The sequence below is a fragment of the Pseudomonas sp. PSPC2-3 genome, from assembly GCF_049898265.1.
GTDB classification, from domain to species: domain Bacteria; phylum Pseudomonadota; class Gammaproteobacteria; order Pseudomonadales; family Pseudomonadaceae; genus Aquipseudomonas; species Aquipseudomonas veronii.
In genome coordinates, this window is sequence record NZ_JAFCXJ010000006.1 from 253,075 (window position 1) to 277,240 (window position 24,166).

Genomic DNA, 24,166 nt, shown 5'->3' on the forward strand with positions numbered 1-24,166 from the left:
GCTCGGTCACGCAAAAAAGGGCTCGATAAACTAGTTGACGACCTAACGATTCCGCGTTATTTATTTAAAAAAATATTTCAATGTTTGTTTTGAAATGATTTTTGAAATGCCTAAGAGCGAATAACAATGAAAAAAACGTCTTTTATCGCATGGTTGATTTCCCGGAGCCTTCCGCGCTCCTCGAACCTGTTTTGCACCTGCCTCGTCCGGAGGTTGCCATGAATCAGACCCTGGCCACCCCGCAGGTCTGGGCCGACGGCAAACGCCACCTGTGGTGGCTCGGCATCCTGCCCCTGGCAACGCCTTTACTCGCCGGCACACTGGCAATCACCAGCGGCGTGCAACAACTGTGGTGGGTTGGCGTATTGGTGATCTTCGGCCTCATCCCGCTGATCGATGGCCTGTTGGGCGAAGACGTGAGTAACCCGCCCGAGTCCGCCGTCAACCACCTCGAATCGCAACGCTACTACCGCTGGATCATCTACACCGGCGTGCTGTTCGTCATCGCTTCGGTGGTGATCACCGGTTGGCTGGCTGCCGGCGGTATCGACTGGATCATCAACGGCGGTTTGCTCCAGGCCACCGCCGCGCTGGAACCTTCGAGCTGGCTGGCGAAAACGGCCGCCTATCTCACCTCGCGCACCCAACTGCACGGCCAGGTCAGTGCCTTCACGTACCTGGGCATGGCCATGTCCACGGGTGCGGCGACTGGCATCGCGATCAACACCGCCCACGAGTTGGGGCACAAACCCAAGCCGCTGGAAGTGTTCCTGGCCAAAGTCACTTTGGCGCCGACGTTCTACGGGCACTTCTATACCGAACACAACCGGGGCCATCACGTCCGTGTCGCCACCCCGGAAGATCCGGCCAGCTCGCGGCTAGGGGAAAGTTTCTGGGCTTTCCTGCCGCGCTCGGTGTGGTTCAGCGCACGCTCGGCGTGGAACCTGGAGCGCGAACGCCTGCGCAAACTCGGCCTGCCGGCCTGGCACTGGAAAAACGCCGTGCTCAGCGCCTGGCTGTACAGCGTGGTGTTGTGGGGCGCGATGATTGCCTGGTTGGGGGCGGCGGTGATTCCGTTCCTGATCATCCAGGGCATCTACGGCTTCTCGCTGCTGGAAGTGGTGAACTACGTCGAACACTACGGCCTTAAACGCCAGAAGTTGCCCAACGGTCGTTATGAGCGTTGCTCGCCGCGACACTCGTGGAACAGTAACCGGATCGTGACCAATATCTTTCTGTTCCAACTGCAACGGCACTCCGATCATCACGCCAATCCGACGCGCAGTTATCAATCGTTGCGTCACTTCGATGAATCGCCGCAACTTCCCTACGGTTATGCAAGCATGATTGTCTGGGCTTACGTGCCGTATTTGTGGCGACGACGGATGGACCATCGGGTGCTTAGGCATTATGCCGGGGATATCACCCTGACCAATCTTCAACCGTCCAAGCGTCTGCACTATCTGAAACAATACGGCGGCAATAGCAAAACGTTCTGAGATGAACTGAAAAAGTTACCTGGCGTGCTCGGGATCTTTGTATCGCGCGGTTTCTTATCGCCCAGCGTTTATCGATTTCATTGCAAGAGAGTTGTTTGACCCCACAAAAATAAAAGCAAGGGAAGGACGTTCACCATGCAAACACCTGCCAAGTTCACCGCCCATATCTTATTGGCGGCATTGGGTCTGATTGTCTATCAGCAAGCCCAGGCTGCCCGTATTGAACCTGCCGGTAGTGCGTTTACTGCCCAAGGGCCCATCAGTTTTTCCAAAGGCAAGCTGATCAGTGCCGACTGCACCATCAAGGTGGCGGGCAAGGTTGCCGCCGACGGTTCGTCCGTCAATGTCGACAAGGTCGAATTCGACGGCGGCCTCAAGTGCAGCCGGGTCGAAGCGATCAACCTGCCGTGGATCTTGGTGGCCAAAGACACCCAAAGCGGCTCGATGTCGAAGATCAGCGTGGACGTCCACGCCTTCGGCCTGGGCGGCAAGTGCGGCCCCTCCACGGCCGACGGCACCTGGGATAACGCCACCGGCAAGTTGGAAGCCGCCAATGTGCCGATTGGCGAAGACTGCAAGATCAAGACGGTGTCGATCAAGATGCCGGCCAACTTCAAAGTTGTCGAATAGATATATCCGATAGTTGCAGCGGTAATTGAATTGAAATTTGGCTGGAAAGGGAAGTTCTGCAGTTTCTCCGTGACCTCTCGTTCATGGCCATTACCCCTGGCGAATGACTCGCCATAACATGTGAGGAAAAATAATGAAAAGTTTGAAAACTCTCGTGTCGTTGTCTGCTTTGGCCGTGTGCATGGGTGCGGCCTCGATGGCCGGTGCGGCGTCTTTTAGCCCTGTTGGGAAGACGTTCCAAACCGACGCTACGGGCACTATCGTCGTCAAATCCCCGTCGTCTTTTGGCGCTGCCGTGACGTGTAAAGCCGTTTTTTCAGGAACGGTTCGTTCTGATGGCAAGGCTGATATCACCAATGTGGTCGTGTCTCCCGGCAGCAGCACTCTGTGCAATTTGCCTCAGATCACCGGCTTGCCATGGTTGTTGACACCGGCCACCACCACTTCAGGCACCGCAACCAACGTCGGTTACACCATTACCGGTGTACCGCCTTTGATCCCCGGAACAAGCTGCGGCCCGTCCACCATTAACGTAGCTCTGGCTTCAACTACCGGTCCTCTGGATTCGGATAAAAGCATCACCCTGACTGCCGCTAACCAAGCGCTTTCCGGCGGTTGCACCGTGCAGTCGCTGAATGTCAAAGCCACTGGCGTCACCATTGTTCCTTGAAGTATGTAATCCGTGGAAAGGGTTGATCACCCGTTGAAAGGCAGGCGCCTCTAACGAGGCGCTTGTTTGGCGGGGTTTTCTTAAATACTAGAAATCGGCGCTACCGACTGACAACAACAAGAAAGTTGAGGGTCAAGACAATGCAACATGTTATTCCACGTATTTCTTTAGCCGCCGTGTTACTAGGGTTGGTGTTTGCTTCCTCCATGGTCAGTGCCGCAACATTTGCCCAGGCCGGTGCTGCTTTTAACGCAACCGGCACAATTGCGACGGGAATAAAGCCGTTGGTATGGACACCTATTCCCTGCAGCATTGCATTGACTGGACAAGTAGCGGCTGACGGTTCGAGTGCAACTATCACCGGCGCTACTTTTACCGGGAATGCCTTATGCAATATTTCCGGGCCATTGAATCTGCCTTGGACACTGGTGCCCACAAGTGCCACTACCGCGAGCCTCTCAGGCTTCATGCAGAAATTCGCCTACGACAGTTGCGCCACTCCCAGTGCAGTTGCGATGCAGTGGAGTGCTGCTGACGATACCTTCAGCCTCAGTAGCCCCCACACCGTGAACTCAACCTGCAGGCTGAACACGTTCAACTTTAAACCCTCGCCAGCGTTGACGATCACACCATGAATTGGATCGCCATCTACCGATTCAAATATGCCTTCAAGTGGGCAAATTAAAGCAGCAAGCGATCCGGCTGGGGCTGGTTCAGTGAGATAACAATATGGAGTGCCGCATGAATAATAAAAAACAACAGGTACAGGTTTTGCTGGGACTGGCATTGATGGGCGGGGTGATGGTTGCCACGCCCGTGCAGGCCGGCGGATTTTCCACACCGACTTATGGGGCACCTGGTTGGGGGCGCGCCTTTGGTGGTGGTTCGCTATTCAAGAACGACCCCAGTTCGGCGTACAACAACCCCGCCGCGATGGCGTTTGTGGACCAGAACGTCGCACAAATGACGGTCGACTACGCGCGCATCAAAATCAAATATAAGGGCGCGGCTAATGATTATCTGGGTAACCCTGTCTCGAACAGTCCAATAGGTGCGGATGGTTTCCCTGACCTTTCATCGCCAACGGTCAACAACAATGATGGTGGCGAGGGTGGTTTCACTGCCTGGTTGCCGACCGGGTTCATGGTGATGCCCCTGGGGGACCGATTCGCTTTTGGCTTGAGCCAAGTGGTGCCACAAGGGATGCGCTCAACTTGGGACGAAGACTCCAAACTTCGCGATTTTGCTGTGGACACCAGGATCGAAACCGTGGGATTGACCGGTTCGCTTTCGTTCAAAGTCAATGATCAGTTCGCCATCGGCGGTGGGCTTATTGTTCAACACAGTAAAGGGTTTGTGAGTCAGAACATCGATTTGTTGGCGGCGGCTGCCAACTCCCAGGACCCATTACTGGGCAGTATTGACTTGCCGGCAGGTGTCGGAGGCGCGCTGATACGGGTCAAGGTCGACAATATCTCCACCGGCTGGTTTACCGGTATTACCTGGAAACCCACTGACCAAGACACCTTGGGCCTGAACTATCACGCCAAGATTAAGAACAAGATGACGGGCAAGTACAACATTCGTTCAGACTCGTACAGCTATGCCCTGATGACTCAACCGAACCCGTTCACTGGCACTGGCACGCTGGTTGGGTCGGCTTATCCTGGGCTGGCGTTGTACCCGGATGGCGCACATGCCAGTACCCAACTGGATATTCCCGCGACTGCGGGCTTTGACTGGGTGCATCAGTTCAATGACCGATTCACCTTGGGCGCAAGTGTGAACTGGACGCAGTGGTCGTCGTTCAAGGACCTCACGCTCAAGTCCGGCGATATCACCATCGTCTCGATCCCCTACAACTACAAGGACTCCTGGATGTACTCCCTCGGCGGCGACTTCCGTGCCACCGATGAACTGACGCTGCGTGCCGGTGTGGCCCTTGACCAGACACCAACCCGCAACTCGACCCGTGACCCCCGTATCCCGGATGGTGATCGTACGTTCTTGTCGTTCGGCGCGGGTTACGAGGTAAAGGCTGTAAAGGGCTTGAGTCTTGACTTGGCGTATTCCCATCAGTTCGTGCAGGAAGTGAAGCTGAAAACCAAAAACGTTGACCGCTTGGGTGGCGCCAGCCTGGACGGCAAGGCTGAGTCGTCAGGCGATGTGGTCAGCGTATCGGCCACCTACAAGTTTTAACAGATATCGAGGGCTATGGAGGAAGGCACTAAGCGCATCTGAATGCCTTCTTCCAGCTGTTTGCCCTCATTTACGGGTCGCTATGTGACCTATTCCGATTTTCGTATTCGTGACCCCGGCTGACGTGCTCAGCCCAGTATTTTTTTGCCCAGGAGTTAAATAAAAATTTCAAAACATAATTTGAATCTGGCTTGCCAAATTTGTAGTGTTGCCCTATGCCGCAGTTCATATCGATCTGCGCCAGCGTTTGCTACGCCCTGAATCGAGTAGAGGTATCCCCATGGTGATCTGGTTATTGGTGGGTTTCGCAGCCGCGATTGCCCTGGCGTATCGACAAGCCGCCGCTGTCCACTGGCTGGGTGCCGGCCTGGCCTGGCTGGCGGCCGGCTACCTGTTCAACGTGGTCGCCGTTTTCGGCACCACCGTCGTGGCGCTGCTAGTGGTCTTGCCCGCGTTGCTGATGACAATCAAACCGCTGCGTCGCCGCCTGTTGACCAGCAAGGCTCTGAGCCTATTTCGTACAGTTATGCCGGCAATGTCCGACACCGAGCGCGCGGCCATCGAGTCCGGCACCGTGTGGTGGGATGCCGAACTGTTCAGCGGCCGACCCGACTGGCAGCGCCTGCTGCAAGCCGCGCCGGCCAGCCTGAGCGCCGAGGAGCAAGCCTTCCTCGACAACGAAGTCGAAACCCTGTGCGACATCGCCAACGACTGGGAAACCACCCAGGTCTGGCAAGACATGTCCCCCGAGGGCTGGCAGTACACCAAGGACGCCGGTTTCCTTGGCATGATCATTCCCAAGCAGTACGGCGGCAAAGGCTTCTCCCACTACGCGCATTCGCAAGTGGTGATGAAGCTGTCGACACGCTGCTCGGCGGCGGCGATTTCGGTGATGGTGCCCAACTCCCTGGGCCCGGCGGAATTGCTGCTGCATTACGGCACCGATGCCCAGCGCAATTACTACCTGCCGCGCCTGGCGCGTGGCGAAGACATCCCGTGTTTCGCGCTGACCAGCCCGTATGCCGGTTCCGACGCCGGGGCGATTCCGGACCTGGGCATCGTCTGCAAAGGCCTGCACGAAGGCGAGGAAGTGCTGGGTTTCAACGTGACCTGGGACAAGCGCTACATCACCCTTGGCCCGATTGCCACAGTGCTTGGCCTGGCGTTTCGTGCGCAAGACCCGGAAGGTCTACTCGGCCAGCCGGGTTCGCTGGGCATCACTTGCGCGTTGATCCCAACCTCCCATCCGGGCGTGAACAGCGGTCGTCGGCACTGGCCGCTCAACGCGGTGTTTCAGAACGGTCCTACCACCGGCAAGGATGTGTTCATTCCCCTGGAGTGGGTCATCGGCGGGCGCGAACAGGTCGGCAACGGCTGGCGCATGCTGATGGAATGCCTGGCGGCCGGTCGGGCGATTTCCTTGCCGTCGGCCAACGTCGGCCTGGGCAAGGTCGCAGTACGCGGCACCAGCGCCTATGCGGCGATGCGCAAACAGTTCGGCCTGCCCATCGGCAAGTTCGAAGGCGTGCAGGCCCCGTTGGCGCGCATGGCCGGGCATTTGTATGCCTGCGACGCGGTGCGCAAGGTGTCGGTGGCATCGCTGGATGCCGGCGAAAAACCTTCGGTGATCTCCGCCATCGCCAAATACCACGTCACCGAGCGCGCGCGGATGATCGTCAACGACGGCATGGACATCGTCGCCGGCAAGGGCATCTGCATGGGCCCCAACAACTTCCTGGCTCGCGCTTATCAACAAAGCCCGATTGCGATCACGGTGGAAGGCGCGAACATCATGACCCGCTGCCTGATCATCTTTGGCCAGGGCCTGATCCGTTGCCATCCCTATGTGTTGCGCGAGATGGAAGCGGCGCGCAACCCCGATCGGCGCAAGGCGCTTGAAGCGTTTGACAGCGCAATGTTCGGCCATGTGAGCTTTGTGCTGGCCAATACGGTGCGCGCCGCAGTGCATTCGCTCACTGGCGGGCGCCTGATTTCCGCACCCGCCAAGACCGAGCCGGCGTTGGCGTCCTACTACCGTCAGGCCAATCGGCTGTCGGTGGTGTTGGCTTTGATCTCGGACGTTTCCATGGGTGTGCTCGGCGGTGCGCTCAAGCGCAAGGAAAGTATCACCGGGCGCCTGGGCGATATTCTTTCGCAGTTGTACATCTTGTCTTGCGTGCTCAAGCGCTTTGAAGATGACGGCCGGCCCCAGGCGGATTTGCCGTTGGTGCACTGGTCGGCCCAGGACGCGTTGTTGCGGGCCCATGAAGCGCTCGCCGAGGTGCTGGAGAACTATCCGTCGAAAGCCGCTGCGGCGGTGGTGCGCGGCTTGAGTTTTCCGTTCGGTATTCCCCTGCGTAAACCCTCGGACCGGCTGTTGGCCCAGGTGGCGGATGTGGTGCAGACCTCCGGCGAAACCCGTGAGCGCTTGCTGGCCAATTCCTATATCCCACGTCCGGAAATCGACAAGCTGGCCTACGGCGAATTGGCTTTCCGCCTGTTGCCGCAGGTGGAGCTGATCGAAGCACGGCTCAAGCCTGCGATCAAACAGGGCTTGCTCGAACCGATGCCGATCGCCGCCACGGCCTTTGCCGCCTGGCGCGTCAAGGCGCGGGCGCTGGACTTGATCAGCAGCGATGAAGACGCCTTGCTCGCGCGCTATGTGGAATATGCCGACCACGGCATTCAGGTCGACGACTTCCCGCAGGACTTCGGTCTGCTCGAGGCGTTGCAGCAGCGTAAGCACGTGTTGCAACCGTCTACCCAGCGTCGTACCAGCCAGGGCGAGAATGCTTCGGTCAATTGAGTGGCACTGAATGAACGCGCCTACATGGCTCGGGCGTTCATACCGATACCGTATCGTGAGTGGATGTTTATATGAGTGACAGCTACCTATCGTTCGTCAATTCCCCCTGGGGCCGACGCCTGGCCCAGGCCATCGGCCTGCCGCAACCGTTGTTGCTGCAACGTCATCGCCGTGGCCAGCAAGGCCTGGCCAACCCGGTGATCGTCGCGGGGGCAGGGCGCCTGGCTGTGCAAGTGCAACAGATTTTCAGCGCCACCGACACGGTCGCCGCCACTGCAGCGACCCTAAAGGCGCCGTCTACGGTCACGGTGCAGGGCGCGGTGTTCGATGCCACTGGCGTCGTCGACCTGCAGCAGCTCGATGAGCTCTACGTATTTTTCCACGCCAACGCCAAGCGCCTCGCCCAGCATGGCCGCGTGGTGGTGCTCGGCACTGCTCCCGAAGACTGTCGGGATTTGCCCCAGGCCATCGCCCAGCGCGCCCTCGAAGGGTTGGTGCGTTCGCTGGCCAAGGAACTGCGCCGGGCGATCACCGCGCAATTGATCTACGTCGCGCCGGGGGCCGAAGACGCCCTGGACAGCAGCCTGCGCTTCTTTCTGTCGCGTCGTTCGGCCTATGTGTCGGGGCAAGTGGTGCGCCTGGAAAAACCGCTGGACGGCCCTGTCACGGTCAACTGGGACACCCCCTTCGCCGGCCGGCGCGCGCTGGTCACCGGTGCCTCCCGCGGCATCGGCTTGGCGATTGCCCAGGTATTGGCCCGCGACGGCGCCCATGTGGTGTGCGTGGATGTGCCTCAAGCCGAGGACGCGCTGCAACATGCCGCCGCCAGCGTCGGTGGCTCGGCGTTGCCACTGGACATTACCGCAGCAGATGCGGCCTCGCTGTTGCAGGCCCATGTCAGCCAATCCGGCGCCTTCGACGTGGTGGTGCATAACGCCGGGATCACTCGCGACAAGACCATCACCAAGATGACCGAAGCGGCGTGGCGCAGTGTGCTGGCGGTCAACCTGCAAGCGCCGTTGCAACTGAGCCACGCGTTGCTGGAATGCCAGGGCCTGAACCCGGGCGGGCGTATCGTCTGTGTGTCGTCGATTTCCGGCATCGCCGGCAACCTCGGGCAAAGCAACTACGCCACCTCCAAAGCCGGCGTGATCGGCCTGGTCCACGGCCTGGCGCCGTTGGCGGCGGCGCAGCAGGTCACGGTGAACGCGGTGGCGCCGGGGTTCATCGAAACCCAGATGACCGCGAAGATCCCGCTGCTGATCCGCGAAGCCGGGCGGCGCATGAATTCGCTGTCCCAGGGCGGCCAGCCGATCGACGTGGCCGAGACCATCGCCTGGCTGGCCCACCCGGCGTCCGGCGGCGTCAACGGCCAAGTCGTGCGCGTGTGCGGCCAAAGCCTGCTGGGAGCTTGAGCCATGGACTACGTGACGCAGATCATCGATCCGCCGCCGTCGCAGCCCCAGTTGTTGCTGGACGGCCTGCGCGCCTTGCGCAAACCCAAGCTCGACGGCGCGCCTGAGTTGCCCAAGGCGCGTCTGGTGCGTTCGGCGGTGGAATTGTCGGCCACCGGCATCACCGCGTATGGCCGCGCCTGTGGTTTCCGGCATGAGCAGGGCGTGCCGCTGGCCTACCCGCAGGTGCTGGCGTTCCCGTTGCACCTGATGCTGCTGACCCGGCCGAGTTTCCCGTACCCGGCCAGCGGCATGGTTCACCTGGCCAATCGCATTCGTCAGCACCAGCGCTTGCACGCGGGCCAGGCCCTGCGCCTGGAGGTGTATTGCGAGCGTTGGGTGGCGCACCCCAAGGGCCAGGCGCTGAGCATCGCCACCCGGGCCTACGGTGCGGACACGCTGCTGTGGGAAAGCGACAGCCTGTACCTGCGGCGCGACGTGAATAACCCGGTGGGTGAGCCATGGGCGGACGTGCTGCCCTTGCAGGAAGAAGGCCTGTTGCGCACCCAGCGCTGGGTGCTGCCCGCCGACCTGGGCCGGCGCTTTGCCAAGGTCTCGGGGGATTTCAACCCGATTCATACCTCGCTGATCGGCGCAAAACTTTTTGGCTTTCGCCGCGCCATCGCCCACGGCATGTGGACATTGGGCCGCGCATTGGCCGCCGAGCAACCGCCGGGCGGCCTGGATCAGGCGCAAGCGCACTGCGACTTCAAGCTGCCGATCTTCCTGCCCGGCCAGGTCGCGCTGTGGCGCCGCCCCGTGAGCGGCCCACGGCGTGAGTTCGAAGTGCGCAACTTCGCCGGTGACAAACCGCACATGCGCGGGCTTTTTATCTGGAACGAGCGTCTTAAATGAATGACTACAGCTTCAACCCGGCCCCGGCCCGCCGCGTGGCGATCATCGGCGGCAACCGCATTCCGTTTGCCCGCTCCAACACGGTGTACGCCCACGACAGTAACCAGGATTTGCTGGTGGCCGCGCTGCAAGGCCTGGTCGACCGCTACAACCTGCATGGCCAGCGCCTGGGCGAGTTCGCCGCAGGCGCGGTGATCAAGCACTCGCGGGATTTCAACCTGGCGCGTGAGTCGCTGTTATCGACCACGCTGTCTGCGCAAACCCCGGCCTACGACCTGCAACAAGCCTGCGGCACGGGCCTGGAAGCGGCCTTGCTGGTGGCGAACAAGATCGCCCTCGGCCAGATCGACGTGGGCATCGCCGGTGGCGCCGACACCACGTCCGACGCGCCCATCGGCCTCAATGAAGCGCTGCGCCACACCTTGCTTGCGGCCAATCGCGCCAAGGCCATGGGCGACAAGGTGAAGGCGCTGCTGAAGGTGCGTCCGTCGATGTTCTTCAAGCCGCTGCTGCCGCGCAATGGCGAACCGCGCACCGGTCTGTCGATGGGCGAGCACTGCGAAGAAATGGCCAAGCGCTGGCAGATCAAGCGGCTGGCCCAGGATGAATTGACCCTCAGCAGCCACCAGCGCCTGGATGCCGCCTATCAACGCGGTTTCTTCGACGACCTGATCAGCCCCTATCGCGGCCTGGCACGGGACAACAACCTGCGCGCCGACACCAGCCTGGAGAAGCTCGCCAGCCTGTCCCCGGCCTATGACCGCCAGAACGGCACGCTCACGGCGGGCAACTCCACACCGCTGACCGACGGCGCCTCGGTGGTGCTGTTGGCCAGTGAAGCGTGGGCCGCCGAACACGGCTGGCCGGTATTGGCCTACCTGCGCACCGGCGAGACCGCGGCGGTGAATTTTGTCGACGGCAGCGAAGGCCTGCTGATGGCGCCGGCCTATGCCGTGCCGCGCATGCTCAAGCGTGAGGGCCTGGGCTTTGCCGACTTCGATTTCTTCGAGATCCACGAAGCGTTCGCCGCCCAGGTGCTCTGCACGCTCAAGGCCTGGGAAGACGCCGACTACTGTCGCGGACGGCTGGGGCTGGACGCACCGCTGGGCACCATCGACCGCGCCAAGATGAACGTCAACGGCGGCTCCCTGGGCTGCGGGCATCCCTTCGCCGCCACCGGGGGCCGGCAATTGGCGGCGTTGGCCAAGGCGATCCACGAGCGTGGCGGCGGGCGCGGCCTGATTTCGATCTGCGCGGCGGGCGGGCTGGGCATTACCGCCATCGTCGAAAAGTAGCGCTATCCAAAACAACAACAAGGAAATTGCCATGAACGCTATCAGCCTGGAACACACCGAACGCATCTGGTTGAACGCCTACCTGCCCGGCGTCCCTGCGGACATCGATGCCGGTATCGAGGACTACCCGTCGCTGCGCGAGGTGTTCCTGGAGCACCTGGAAAAATTCCGCGAACGGGTGGCCTACGTCAGCATCGGCACCGAAATGACCTATGCCGACTGGCACATGCAGGGCATCGCGTTTGCCGCCTGGTTGCAAGGCCAGGGTGTGAAGACCGGCGACCGCGTGGCGCTGATGATGCCCAACTGCTTGCAGTACCCGATCTGCCTGCTGGGGACGATCCTGGCCGGTGCGGTGGTGGTCAACGTCAACCCGCTGTACACCGCCCATGAACTCAAGCATTTGCTCAAGGACAGCGGCGCCGAGACGGTGGTGATCTTCGAGAACTTCGCCCACACCCTGGAAAAAGCCATGCCCGGCAGCAGCGTCAAGCGCGTGGTGGTGGCGGCCATTGGCGACTTGCTCGGCACCTTCAAGGGCGCGGCGATGAACTTCATCCTGCGCCGCGTGCAGAAACAGGTGCCGAGGTTCAACCTGCGCGGTTCTGTACGCTTCAATCAGGCGCTCAAGCAAGGAAGGGCGCTGACCCATTTCCCGGTGGACATGCACCTCGACGACCTGGCCTTCCTGCAATACACCGGCGGCACCACGGGTGACGCCAAGGGCGTGATGCTCAGCCACCGCAACATCATCGCCAACCTGCTGCAAGCCAAGGCCTGGGTCGGCAGCCAATTGGACCAGGACACGCAGGAAACCAACGTCACCTTGTTGCCGCTGTATCACATCTTTTCGCTGACGGTGAACTGCCTGATGTTCATGTGCCTGGGCGGGCGCAACATCCTGATCGCCAACCCACGGGACGTGAAGCGCGTGCAGATGATCCTGCGCAAGGAGCGCTTCAACGGGATTGCCGGGGTCAACACGTTGTTTAACGGCTTGCTGGAGAACCAGGAGTTCTGTGCGCGGGACTTTTCCGACCTGCGCATGGTGATTGCCGGTGGCATGGCCACGCACACGGCGGTGGCCAAGCGCTGGAAGGAAGTCACCGGGCTGCCGATCATCGAAGGCTACGGGCTGACCGAATGCTCGCCAGTGGTGAGCATCAGCCCCATCGATATTTCCTGCATGCGCGAGATGGAGTTCACCGGCAGCATCGGCGTGCCCTTGCCGTCGACCTGGGTGCGTTTCATGCGCGAAGACGGCGAATTGGCTGACCTCGGTGAGCAGGGCGAATTGCAAGTGCGCGGCCCGCAGGTGATGCAGGGCTACTGGAAGCGGCCCAAGGAAACCGCCGAGGTGCTGGATGCCGAGGGCTGGCTGTCGACCGGCGATATCGGGGTGATGGATACGCGCGGCTATATCCGCCTGGTCGACCGCAAGAAGGACCTGATCCTGGTCTCGGGCTTCAACGTGTACCCCAATGAAATCGAAGACGTGGTGGCGCTGCACCCCGGCGTTGCTGAAGTGGCGGCAATCGGTGTGGAAGATGGCGTGACCGGCGAGAGGGTGAAGATCATCGTGGTGCGCAAAGACCCGAACCTGACTCAGGAACAGATCCTGGCCCATTGCCGGGAATACCTGACGGGGTACAAAGTGCCCAGGTACGTGGAGTTTCGCAGCACCGAGCTGCCCAAGACCACAGTGGGCAAGGTGCTGCGCCGCGCGCTGCGCTAACTTGAATCTCTAGGTGATCTAAATGTGGGAGGGGGCTTGCCCCCGATAGCGGAGTTGAAGTCACCGAGCCTATCGACTGATCCACCGCCATCGGGGGCAAGCCCCCTCCCACATTTCAGAGCGAGTTCACATTGACCCAGCGTTGTTCTCGAGCCGCCACCCGAATCGCCGTCGCCAGCCGCTTGAGCGCCCACGCCGCCCAAGGAAACCGCCGAGCTGCCCAAGACCACGGTGGGCAGGGTGCTGCGCCGCGCGCTGCGCTAACTTGAATTCTAGGTGATCTAAATGTGGGAGGGGGCTTGCCCCCGATAGCGGAGTTGAAGTCACCGAGCCTATCGACTGATCCACCGCCATCGGGGGCAAGCCCCCTCCCACATTTCAGACCGAGTTCACATTGACCCAGCGTTGTTCGCGAGCCGCCACGCGAATCGCCGTCGCCAGCCGCTTGAGCGCCCACGCCGCCCAAGGAAACCGCCGAGCTGCCCAAGACCACGGTGGGCAAGGTGCTGCGCCGCGCGCTGCGCTAACTTGAATCTCTAGGTGACCTAAATGTGGGAGGGGGCTTGCCCCCGATAGCGGAGTTGAAGTCACCGAGGCTATCGACTGATCCACCGCCATCGGGGGCAAGCCCCCTCCCACATTTCAGACCGAGTTCACATTGACCCAGCGTTGTTCTCGAGCCGCCACCCGAATCGCCGTCGCCAGCCGCTCGACCGCCCACGCGGCCCAAGGAAACCGCCGAGCTGCCCAAGACCACGGTGGGCAAGGTACTGCGCCGCGCGCTGCGTTAACTTGAATCTCTAGGTGATCTAAATGTGGGAGGGGGCTTGCCCCCGATAGCGGAGTTGAAGTCACCGAGTCTATCGACTGATCCACCGCCATCGGGGGCAAGCCCCCTCCCACATTTCAGACCGAGTTCACATTGACCCAGCGCTGTTCTCGAGCCGCCACGCGAATCGCCGTCGCCAGCCGCTCGACCGCCCACGCGGCCCAAGGAAACCGCCGAGCTGCCCAAGACCACAGTGGGCAAGGTGCTGCTCCGCGCGCTGCGCTAACTTGAATCTCTAGGTGATCTAAATGTGGGAGGGGGCTTGCCCCGATAGCGGAGTTGAAGTCACCGAGCCTATCGACTGATCCACCGCCATCGGGGGCAAGCCGCCTCCCACATTTCAGACCGAGTTCACATTGACCCAGCGTTGTTCGCGAGCCGCCACGCGAATCGCCGTCGCCAGCCGCTCGACCGCCCACGCCGCGTCGAAGTCGCTGCCGTCCGCGCCCTGGCCGGTCACTGCCAGAATCAACTCGTGCACTTCCAGCGTCTTCAATTCGTTGTAGCCCAACTGATGGCCGGCAGCCGGGCTGAACGCCGCGTAGCCGGGCAGGGCGGGGCCGGCCAGCAGGCGTTGGAAGCCGTCCTGGCCCTTGCGACACAGGCGCAGTTCGTTCAAGCGCTCCTGATCGAAGGCCAACGTGCCTTGCGTCCCGCTGATCTCAAACGCCAGGTGGTTCTTGTAACCGTGCTTGAGCCAACTGCTGCTCACCGTGCCGCGCGCGCCGTTGGCGAAACGCAGCAGGGCGTGTACCTGGTCGTCCACGGCAATCGACTTGAGTGTGTCGCCGCCTTTGACGGCGGGGCGCTGTGCATGCACGGTCTGAGTATCGGCGCACACGCTGACCACATCGCCCACCAGATAGCGTGCCATCGACAGCAAGTGGCTGCCCAGGTCTGCCAGGGCGCCACCGGCATGTTCCACCTCACAGCGCCACGACCAGGGTGACGCCGGGTCGGCCATGAAGTCTTCGCTGAACTCACCCTGGAAACTGATGATTTCGCCCAATTCGCCGTTGGCGATGATCTGCTTTGCCCACCCGATCATCGGGTTGTGCTGGTAGTTGTAGCCGACCCGCGTCACCACGCCCGCCGCACTCGCGGCGTGGCGCATGGCGTCGGCCTGCGCCAGGCTGACCGCCAGCGGTTTTTCGCAGTACACCGCCTTGCCCGCGGCGAGCGCGGCCATGGCCATGGGGTAGTGCAAATGGTTCGGTGTGGTGATCGCTACCACATCGACCGTGGGGTCGTTGACCAGCGCTTGCCAGTCGCCATGGGCCTGGGCAAATCCCCAGGCATCGGCGCAGCGCTGGGCGCGTTCGGTGTCGGCATCGGCCAGGGCGGCCAGTTTGAGGCTGACCGGCAGCTCGAATACCGTGCGGGCGTTATTGAACGCCAGGGCATGGGCGCGGCCCATGAAGCCTGTGCCGATCAGGCCGATTCCGAGTTTGCGCATAGCCGTGGTCCTTTGGATTATTGTTTTCAGGGAGGCTATTAATGGAATATAAATTCTCATAATTCAATATGTGGAAAAAATAATTCATTTCTGCGGCGATATCATTGCAGTTGATGTGGTTATATTCAGCGCAGGGTTAAAAGCCGCCAGTTAACAAAAGATAACGTAGCGCTGATTGTCAGACGATTCGAAAGCCCGATAGGATGGCCCCTACTTCCTCCAGGCGCTCTAGATTGCAGGTTTCAGAGCCCGGGAAGGTAAGACGACCTAACAATAATAAATGGGAGAAAGGTCTATGAGTGAGCCTGTCATGGGTTGGGTTGTTTGCCGCCCACGCGCCGCACGCAGGGTTGCGTTGTTGGCCACAGCGCTCTCGTTGCTGGCCGGTGCCGCGTTGTCGCCACCGCTGTTGGCAGCCAGCGATACCGCCGCACAGCCGGTGTTTGCAATTGAATCCCCCAAGGCCGCCAAGGGCCTGATGATCGACGTGGTCCACGCGGGCTCGCGCCTGGTGGCGGTCGGTGATCGCGGGCACATCCTCTATTCCGATGACCAGGGCAGCACCTGGACCCAAGCCAAAGTCCCCACCCGCCAACTGCTCACGGCGGTGTTTTTTGTCGATGACAAACACGGCTGGGCCGTCGGCCACGATGCGCAGATCCTCGCCAGCGTCGACGGCGGCGCCACCTGGGTCCAGCAATACCAGGACCTCAAGCGCGAAGCGCCGTTGCTCGACGTCTGGTTCAACGACGCCAACCACGGCCTGGCCGTCGGCGCCTACGGGGCGCTGATCGAAACCACCGATGGCGGCAAAACCTGGGAAGACGTCAGCGAGCGCCTCGACAACGAAGACCAGTTTCACCTCAACGCCATCGCCCAGATCAAGGACGCCGGCCTGTTTATCGTCGGTGAGCAGGGCAGCATGTTCCGCTCCAGCGATGACGGCCAGACCTGGGAAAAACTCGAAGGCCCCTACGAGGGTTCGCTGTTCGGCGTGATCGGCACCGCCCAGCCGCACACCCTGTTGGCCTACGGCTTGCGTGGCAACCTGTACCGCTCCACGGATTTCGGCAGCACCTGGGAGCAGGTCGAACTAAATGCGGCGCGCGGCGCCCTGGAGTTCGGCTTGTCCGGGGCGACCTTGCTCGATGACGGCGCGCTGGTGGTGGTCGGTAACGGCGGCAGCGTGGTGGTCAGCCATGACGACGGCCAGACCTTCAGCGTATTCAATCGCCCGGACCGTATTTCACTCTCGGCGGTGACGGCGGCGGGCAATGGCAACTTGATTCTGGTCGGGCAGGGGGGTGTTCGTGTTGCTACGCCAACCGGCGCCGAACCCACAAAACAATAAGAAGGCGGGGAAAGAATGAGCAGTCATCACAACGATAAAGCGACCTTTCTTGAGCGCCTGATCTTCAACAACCGCCCGGCAGTGATCGTCATCTGCCTGCTGGTGAGTATTTTCCTGTTCTGGCAGGCGACGTTGATTCGCCCCTCCACCAGCTTTGAAAAGATGATCCCGCTCAAGCACCCCTTCATCGAAAAGATGATGGAACACCGCAACGACCTGGCCAACCTGGGCAACACGGTGCGTATCTCGGTAGAGGCCAAGGACGGTGACATCTTCACCAAGGACTACATGGAGACCCTGCGGCAGATCAACGACGAGGTGTTCTACATCTCTGGCGTCGACCGCTCGGGCCTCAAGTCGCTGTGGAGCCCCAGCGTGCGCTGGACCGAAGTCACCGAGGAAGGCTTTGCCGGCGGTGAAGTGATCCCGCAGAGCTACAACGGCTCGCCGCAGAGCCTCGATCAACTGCGCAACAACGTGCTCAAGTCCGGCCAGGTCGGGCGCCTGGTGTCCAACGACTTCAAGTCGAGCATTGTCGACATCCCGCTGCTGGAGTCCTACCCGGACCCGCAGGACCAGGGCAAGTTGCTGGCGCTGGACTATCGGCAGTTCTCCCATGAACTGGAAGACAAGATCCGCACCAAGTTCGAAGCGCAGAACCCCAACGTCAAGATCCACATCGTCGGTTTCGCCAAGAAGGTCGGCGACCTGATCGACGGGCTGGTGATGGTCGTGCTGTTCTTCGGCGTTGCCTTCGTCATCACGCTGGTGCTGTTGCTGTGGTTCACCAACTGCCTGCGCAGCACCGTCGCGGTGTTGAGCACGACGCTGGTGGCGGTGGTCTGGCAACTCGGCTTGATGCACTTCTTCGGCTTCGGGCTCGATCCGTATTCGATGCTGGTGCCGTTCCTGATCTTCGCCATCGGTATTTCCCACGGCGTGCAGAAGATCAACGGTATCGCCCTGCAATCGAGCGACGCGGACAATGCGCTGACTGCCGCACGGCGTACCTTCCGGCAACTGTTCCTGCCGGGGATGATCGCGATTCTGGCGGATGCGGTGGGTTTCATTACCCTGCTGATCATCGACATCGGGGTGATCCGGGAACTGGCCATCGGCGCGTCCATCGGCGTGGCGGTGATCGTGTTTACCAACCTGATCCTGCTGCCGGTGGCGATTTCCTACGCGGGCATCAGCAAGCGCGCCGTGGCCAGGAGCAAGAAAGACGCGAATCGCGAACACCCGTTCTGGCGCCTGTTGTCGAATTTCGCCAACCCGAAGGTCGCGCCGATTTCCGTCGCCCTGGCGCTGGTCGCGTTCAGCGGCGGCCTCTGGTACAGCCAGCACCTCAAGATCGGCGACTTGGACCAGGGCGCGCCGGAGCTACGCCCGGACTCGCGCTACAACAAGGACAACAACTTCATCATCAGCAACTACTCCACCAGTTCCGACGTGCTGGTGGTGATGGTCAAGACCAAGGCCGAAGGCTGCTCGCGCTATGAAGCCATGGCGCCCATCGACCAGTTGATGTGGAAGATGCAGAACACCGAGGGCGTGCAGTCGGCGATCTCGCTGGTGACCGTGTCCAAGCAGATGATCAAGGGCATGAACGAGGGCAACCTGAAATGGGAAACCCTGTCGCGCAACCCGGATGTGCTGAACAACTCCATCGCCCGCGCCGATGGCCTGTACAACAACAACTGCTCCCTGGCGCCGGTGCTGGTGTTCCTCAACGACCACAAGGCCGAAACCCTCGACCGCGCCGTGCATGCGGTGCAGGACTTCGCCAAGGAAAACAACAAGGACGGCCTGGAGTTCATCCTCGCCGCCGGTAACGCCGGGATCGAGGCCGCTACCAACGAGGTGATCAAGGAGTCGGAGCTGACCATCCTGATCCTGGTGTACCTGTGCGTGGCGACCATGTGCATGATCACCTTCCGCTCTTGGGCGGCGACCCTGTGCATCGTGCTGCCGCTGGTGCTGACCTCGGTGCTGGGCAACGCGCTGATGGCGTTCATGGGCATCGGCGTCAAGGTCGCGACCTTGCCGGTGGTGGCCCTTGGCGTGGGCATCGGCGTGGACTACGGCATTTACATCTACAGCCGTCTGGAAAGTTTCCTGCGCGCTGGCCTGCCGTTGCAAGAGGCGTACTACCAGACGCTCAAGTCCACAGGCAAGGCGGTGCTGTTCACCGGGTTGTGCCTGGCGATCGGCGTGTGTACCTGGATCTTCTCGGCGATCAAGTTCCAGGCCGACATGGGCCTGATGCTGACCTTCATGCTGCTGTGGAACATGTTCGGCGCGCTGTGGCTGCTGCCGGCGCTGGCGCGGTTCCTGATCAAACCGGAGAAGTTGGCCGGGCAGAAAGGCAATTCGCTGTTCGCCCACTGAGTGCGGCGGTGGGGGCGGTTGCGCCCCCACCGGCAACGTCACGCTGCGCTCACCGGCTTGCGCGCGGTGTGGGCGCGATCGCCAGGAACAACTGATCCACCGGCGGCGTGATCAATACGTAGACAATCCGCCTGATCGGCTCGGCGCCCGGCTCCTGGGGGTTGCGCAAGCTGCTCTGGACGTGTTGCTTGAGCAAATCCTTCTGCGTGTATTTGCGCTGCTCCGCCAGTTTCAGATGGGCGCGGGTATAGCGCGCGGGCGGGGCGTCGGCGCTGGCGTAATGGAAGTGGGCATACCACAGCACCGTCGGCGGTTTTTTCGCTTTGTCATACACCGCGTATTCGGTGAAGAAATCGCCACTGAGGGTCGGCCGTTGCGGGTCGGCCAGGCTGGTCAGGTTGATATCGATCTGCTGGTGTTGCCACAGATACTCGAGGCTCTCCTGGGTCGGCCATTGACGCTTGTAGCCCTCGCTGCACACCCGTTCCGCCAACCGCAGCATGTCGCGGGCCTGGGCCTGGTACTCATCGATCAGGTCCTGGGCCGAGGGTTTGTCGAGGTGGTCGCGCTGGATTTCCTCGGCCAGCGCGGTGAGCTTGTCCGCGTGCCCGCTGAGCAGCTCATCCCAGTCGCCCGGGTTGACCTGTTGGCGCGTGCGCGGCGAGTCGAGTTTTTGCCGGTCGGCGGTAATGACGCGTTCAATGTCGCGGCGCTGTTCGATCAGCGTCTGGGCCAAACCTTTGAGGGTCGCCAGCGTGCGGCCTCGCGGGGGCTGCGTGGGGGCTTGGGAAGGCGGTTCGGCGGTGGTCACCCAGCCGTCCGCGTGCTTGTTGAAAGAGGCAACGGCTTCACCGGTCAGCGTATCGGTGAGGGTGAAGTGCTCCTCGGCGTTCTGCGCATCGGCCGGCTTGAGTTCGCCGATCAAATACTCTTTTTTGCGGGTCTTGAACACGCGCTTTGTCGGCGCCTTGGCGCGCAGGGTTTTCGACAGCGGCAGCACCACCTCCAACGCTTCCTGCTTGCGCACCACCGATTCCAGCTCGCTGTTCGCCAGCGCCTGGGCGTATTCGAGGCCCGCCAGCAGACGTTCGGCCTGCGGGCGCAGGCGGCTCGGGTTGAGCGCCTTGAGTACGCGGATCGCCTCTTCATAACGGCGGTACTTTTTCAGCACGCTCTCGTACACCTGCCGTTGTTCGACCAGGGTGTATTCGGTGCTGCTGCGCACTTCGACGTGAGACAGCAGCGCCGCGCTCAGGTCGGTTTGCTCCAGGCGTTTGACGTACAGCTCTTCCTGCGGTGGCAGGCGTACATCGGTCATCTCCACGCTGCTGACGGCCAGGTAGTCGAGGGCGTTGAGCCGCAGGTTGTCGGGGAAAAAGTTCTGCGGGTATTCGATCTGTGCCAGCAACTCCTGGCGTATCGTGCGCCCCGCCAGCGAATCGTTTTCCAGCTGTTCCAGGGTGGTTTCCATCGCAACGGAAACCTCGGCCATGTGCTGGCGGATGTTTGCTGACTCGGTGGCGTTGCGCACGTATTCGTCGTAGACCGTCGAGTCGCCGAGCAAGTTATTCACGAACATGCGGCGCGCCATTCGTGCCATGGGTTCGCCCGCGCCGGAAAAGCGCATGGCATTCAACCGGCCCAGGAGCATCTCGTGGATAAACAGTTGTTGGTCCCAGACCGTCTTGAGGATTTTTGCGCGGTCATGCACATGCACGCCGGCGCCGCCGACTTTTTCCAGTTCTACGCCGAGCTTGACCATCTCCAGGCGCGGGGCCAGTGATTGGGCAAACAGCAATTCTAGGTTCTCCAGCAGAATCTGAAACTCGGTGCGCAATTGCTGATGCTTGAGGGTTTCGCGCTGGTGCCGTGTTTCCAGGGCGGGCCTTTGCTGGTCGCTGGCTTTTTGCAGCAGGTTCCACACCAACTGCGCGGTTTTGCGTTGTTTGACCAAGGCGTCCAGGGCGGGAGATATCTGCGTGCTCGCTGCCTGGAATGGCGCCATCAGGTGCTGCATGTCTTCACTGAGCACTTGCACCCGGGCGAGCACTTCTTGTTTCTTGCGCAGGTTTTCTTCGCGCAAGGCGGCCAGGCGCTTGGGCCCGCCACCCAGCAGTTTGAGCCCGCGGTCCAGCGACCAATGGCCGTTGCCATCGGTTCTCAGCAAAATCCCGGGATGTTCGGGTTTTTGCGGATGAACGATGAACACGTCAGCAAAACCCGGGACGATGCTGACCCTGAATAACAGCCCGGCCACCGAGGCATGCCACAGGCCGTTGATGCGGTACAAGCCTTGGTGAGGCCCGGTGTCGAGTGGCGCGGGAGCGGGCACGGGCCACGGCACGTTGACGGCGCGCAGTTTCTCCAGCAGCGCGGCCGCGGCGGTGTCGCCGGCCAACGAATGGTCGAAGTCCAACGGCGTGCGGCCACCGCCGGGTGGTTCGCTGGGCAGGCCGATGACGCCGCGTTCGACCGCCGCTGCATGGCGGGTTGCCAGGCCGGGCGGGCTCCGGAAGGGCGCGCGCGTGACGGGCTGTTCGTCGAGCGGCGGGCTGGCGCTGTGCGCGCGTAGGGGGCCTTGATGCACCAGCAGCATGCCGATGTTGAGCAGCAGGTCGACCCACGCCAGCTCTTTCGCCGTAGGGTCAGGGCTCTCCAGCGCCGGCAGGTCCTGGGTCAGGCTTTGCGTCGCCTGGATCAGCCAGCCGATCGTCGCCAGGGGGCCGCGCACGGCCATCAACAAGGTGTTGAAGCCCAATTGCATGCCTTCGAGGATCAACGCCCAGCGGCTTTGCGCATTCGAGGTCGATTCGCGCTCGGCCTGGTCCAGCAACTGGCGGGTTTCGCAGCCGAACAGATAGTCCATCAGGCTGCCGTGGTTGAGCGCTTGCAGGATTTCGTCGCCGCTCGCATCGCCGGCTGGCGCCAATTCTGCGGGTTTGGGCACCTCGGGCAGCCGGTCGAACTCCGAACCGATGCCGATGCGCAGGATGTGCGGCTGGCTGAACCCGCCGTTGCTGTAGATCGCCCTGGCCGGGTCGGGCAGCCAGGTCAGCACGCTGTCCTGTAGCGCACCGGGTTGCACAATGGCCGCCAGCAGGTGTTCGCGGCTGCTGAACTCGAGCAGCGCGTCGCGATAGGCCGGACGGTACAGCAGGTGCGGCCCCAGCCGGGTGTCGAGCGGTTCGATGATGAACATGTTCTGCGCCACGTCCGCCGTGGCTGCCGGCGTGCGCAGAAAGGCCAGGGGGCGGATGACCATTTCGTCGCCATCGACCCGGCGTGCCAGCGGGTTGGTTGCGAGCAGTGCCCGCACACAGCGCGCGCCGCGCGCGGTCAGGCCGGCTTCGCCGCAGAGCGCGTGCTCCAGCGCCTGGGTTTTCAGGTGCAGGGGCCGCTGTTGGTTGAACAGCCGCTGGCGTTTGCGCGCGGCGGCGGTGTCGCCCATCAGTTCCCGGCGCAGGTAGGCGGGATAGTTGTTGCCGATGTCCACACGCTGGACCAGTTGCAGCACGTAGGCGGGCGTCAACCACGCTTCGAGCGCCCGGCCGCTGCGATGGCTGAGCGTCATGCGGCCTCTGGGGCTTCCCGACAGGTTCTTCAGCGCCAGGTCCACCAGGCTCATGGATACCGGCGCGAGGTAACCACCTGCAAGGCTGCCCACCGCGACATGAAAGGTCAGGGTCAACTCGTCGGCCCGGTAGCCGGCAGCGCGTGCCGCGTCGTTGCAGGTACGCTGGCCGCCCAGGGCGACAGCGCGATCCAGGCACAGTTGATGGTTCAAGTGCTCGGCGGCATAGCTATGCAGGGTTTCCAGGCCATCGAAGTCGGAATCGCCGAGGGTCTGGCGCTTGATCCCGGCCTGTTCAAGCAGGCATTCGCGGTAAGCCAGGCGGTCGGCGGCGCTGGCGCGTTGCAGCCAGTCGGGCAGGGCGGCCTGGAGGGACGCCAGGGTGACCAGCGCCGTGCCGCGGGCGCTGGCGAAAAACCGCGCCGGTTGGGTGATGGCGGCAAACTGTTGTTCCAAGGCCTGCACCGTGCTGTTGGCCGGGAGTTGCAGGGCGGCCAGGTCCTCCAATTGCTGGTTGAGGATCAGCGCGGCCTGGACCTCGAAAATATTGCCGTCGGGTTCGTACTGCTGCCAGGTGATGCTGTCGACGCTGAAGCGCTGTTGCAGGTGGTCGGCCCAGGCCTGGCCGAAGGCGTCCAGGTCAGGGTAGGCCTCGATTGCGCCGGACAGACGGCACAGCAACACCTGCTCGCGGCACACCACCAGCAGGTCGCTCGCTTGCAGCGTGAGCAGGCTGCCTGCGCGCGTCAGGTGCGCCTCTAGCGTATAGGCATGAATCGCGTTGTCGGGGGCCGGGCGGCGCGCGCGGGTGGCACGGTCTGGGTAGCGCGCCAGCGTATTGAGGATGCCCAACGGTTGGGCGTGGCGTGCGGCGGCGTCGAGCAGCGTGCCTTGCAGCACGTCGGCCAGCCATTTCCAGCGGCTGCCGCCGGCGTCGCTGTCTTCGCCCCAATAGGTGGCCACAGCGTCTTGGAAGCCGATAAACAGCAGCGACGGCAGTTCGCGAATGACGGCTTCGATGACGTCAAGATCATAGGCGTGGGCGCCATTGGCCGGATAACCGAGCCGCGTGCCGCTGGCATCGCTCAAGTAGCTATCCAGGCCGTGGCGCGTCGACACATAGGGAAAGCTGCCGTCGGCGAGATGGTTCAGCGCGACCTCCAGCAACGGCAGCAACGCCCGCCCGCCACCGTCACGGGGTACGGCCAGTCGCAGGTCGGCGAGGGGGTGTGTCAACGGCGGATATTTCTCCGCCAGGTTGCGCGCCAGCATCTGCGCGGTGACTGCGCGCAGTGTCGGACGCTTGAGAAACTGGGCTTCAAGCGCTTCCCGCAGCGGGTCGGCGGCGAGGGGGGGATTGTGGTCTGGCATGGGTATTCCTTTACGTTGAATAAAGACGTGCCCTTGCACGGTAATCCGCGGTGT

Annotated in this window: 14 protein-coding genes; 12 read left to right on the forward strand and 2 right to left on the reverse strand. The window is 61.9% G+C overall.

What is annotated here, in order from left to right:
- Positions 1 to 218 precede the first annotated feature (218 nt).
- From ACP7E3_RS15720 to ACP7E3_RS15765, 10 genes are all read left to right on the forward strand, one after another.
- Complete coding sequence (locus ACP7E3_RS15720; protein ID WP_046383671.1) at positions 219 to 1,499, forward strand: alkane 1-monooxygenase; 1,281 nt, start codon at positions 219 to 221, stop codon at positions 1,497 to 1,499.
- A 135-nt stretch (positions 1,500 to 1,634) separates the two neighbouring features.
- Positions 1,635 to 2,129: an alkane oxidation protein activator PraA gene (gene praA / locus ACP7E3_RS15725; protein ID WP_046484504.1), complete on the forward strand. Its 495-nt coding sequence runs from the start codon at positions 1,635 to 1,637 to the stop codon at positions 2,127 to 2,129.
- A 133-nt stretch (positions 2,130 to 2,262) separates the two neighbouring features.
- Positions 2,263 to 2,799 carry an alkane oxidation protein activator PraB gene (gene praB, locus ACP7E3_RS15730; RefSeq protein WP_082107767.1) on the forward strand — a complete coding sequence of 179 codons (537 nt, stop codon included), beginning with the start codon at positions 2,263 to 2,265 and terminating at the stop codon, positions 2,797 to 2,799.
- Between the two features lie 140 nt (positions 2,800 to 2,939).
- On the forward strand, positions 2,940 to 3,434 hold the full coding sequence (locus ACP7E3_RS15735) for a hypothetical protein (RefSeq protein ID WP_301556119.1): 495 nt from the start codon (positions 2,940 to 2,942) through the stop codon (positions 3,432 to 3,434).
- Between the two features lie 106 nt (positions 3,435 to 3,540).
- Positions 3,541 to 4,998 carry an outer membrane protein transport protein gene (locus ACP7E3_RS15740; RefSeq protein WP_046383670.1) on the forward strand — a complete coding sequence of 486 codons (1,458 nt, stop codon included), beginning with the start codon at positions 3,541 to 3,543 and terminating at the stop codon, positions 4,996 to 4,998.
- Between the two features lie 280 nt (positions 4,999 to 5,278).
- Positions 5,279 to 7,804, forward strand: a complete 2,526-nt coding sequence (locus tag ACP7E3_RS15745) for an acyl-CoA dehydrogenase (protein ID WP_301556120.1) — start codon at positions 5,279 to 5,281, stop codon at positions 7,802 to 7,804.
- Between the two features lie 71 nt (positions 7,805 to 7,875).
- Positions 7,876 to 9,219: a 3-oxoacyl-ACP reductase gene (locus ACP7E3_RS15750; protein ID WP_426123632.1), complete on the forward strand. Its 1,344-nt coding sequence runs from the start codon at positions 7,876 to 7,878 to the stop codon at positions 9,217 to 9,219.
- 3 nt (positions 9,220 to 9,222) lie between these two features.
- On the forward strand, positions 9,223 to 10,113 hold the full coding sequence (locus ACP7E3_RS15755) for a MaoC/PaaZ C-terminal domain-containing protein (RefSeq protein WP_426123634.1): 891 nt from the start codon (positions 9,223 to 9,225) through the stop codon (positions 10,111 to 10,113).
- Positions 10,110 to 11,408: an acetyl-CoA C-acetyltransferase gene (locus ACP7E3_RS15760; RefSeq protein WP_426123636.1), complete on the forward strand. Its 1,299-nt coding sequence runs from the start codon at positions 10,110 to 10,112 to the stop codon at positions 11,406 to 11,408. Before ACP7E3_RS15755 ends, ACP7E3_RS15760 begins: the two co-directional genes overlap by 4 nt.
- Before the next feature lie 31 nt (positions 11,409 to 11,439).
- Positions 11,440 to 13,143 (forward strand): AMP-binding protein, encoded by a 1,704-nt coding sequence (locus ACP7E3_RS15765; RefSeq protein WP_426123638.1) that lies wholly within the window; start codon positions 11,440 to 11,442, stop codon positions 13,141 to 13,143.
- A 1,169-nt stretch (positions 13,144 to 14,312) separates the two neighbouring features.
- Here the strand turns inward: ACP7E3_RS15765 and ACP7E3_RS15770 are convergent.
- Complete coding sequence (locus ACP7E3_RS15770; protein WP_411220319.1) at positions 14,313 to 15,428, reverse strand: Gfo/Idh/MocA family protein; 1,116 nt, start codon at positions 15,426 to 15,428, stop codon at positions 14,313 to 14,315.
- A 310-nt stretch (positions 15,429 to 15,738) separates the two neighbouring features.
- On the opposite strand from ACP7E3_RS15770, the gene ACP7E3_RS15775 reads away from it, so the two are divergent.
- Together ACP7E3_RS15775 and ACP7E3_RS15780 are read left to right on the forward strand one after the other, a co-directional pair.
- Positions 15,739 to 16,779 (forward strand): WD40/YVTN/BNR-like repeat-containing protein, encoded by a 1,041-nt coding sequence (locus ACP7E3_RS15775; RefSeq protein ID WP_169850576.1) that lies wholly within the window; start codon positions 15,739 to 15,741, stop codon positions 16,777 to 16,779.
- 15 nt (positions 16,780 to 16,794) lie between these two features.
- Positions 16,795 to 19,170: an efflux RND transporter permease subunit gene (locus ACP7E3_RS15780; RefSeq protein WP_017846495.1), complete on the forward strand. Its 2,376-nt coding sequence runs from the start codon at positions 16,795 to 16,797 to the stop codon at positions 19,168 to 19,170.
- Positions 19,171 to 19,219: 49 nt separating this feature from the next.
- On the opposite strand, the gene ACP7E3_RS15785 is transcribed toward ACP7E3_RS15780, so the two are convergent.
- Positions 19,220 to 24,112, reverse strand: a complete 4,893-nt coding sequence (locus tag ACP7E3_RS15785; RefSeq protein ID WP_426123640.1) for a hypothetical protein — start codon at positions 24,110 to 24,112, stop codon at positions 19,220 to 19,222.
- Between the last annotated feature and the right edge of the window lie 54 nt (positions 24,113 to 24,166).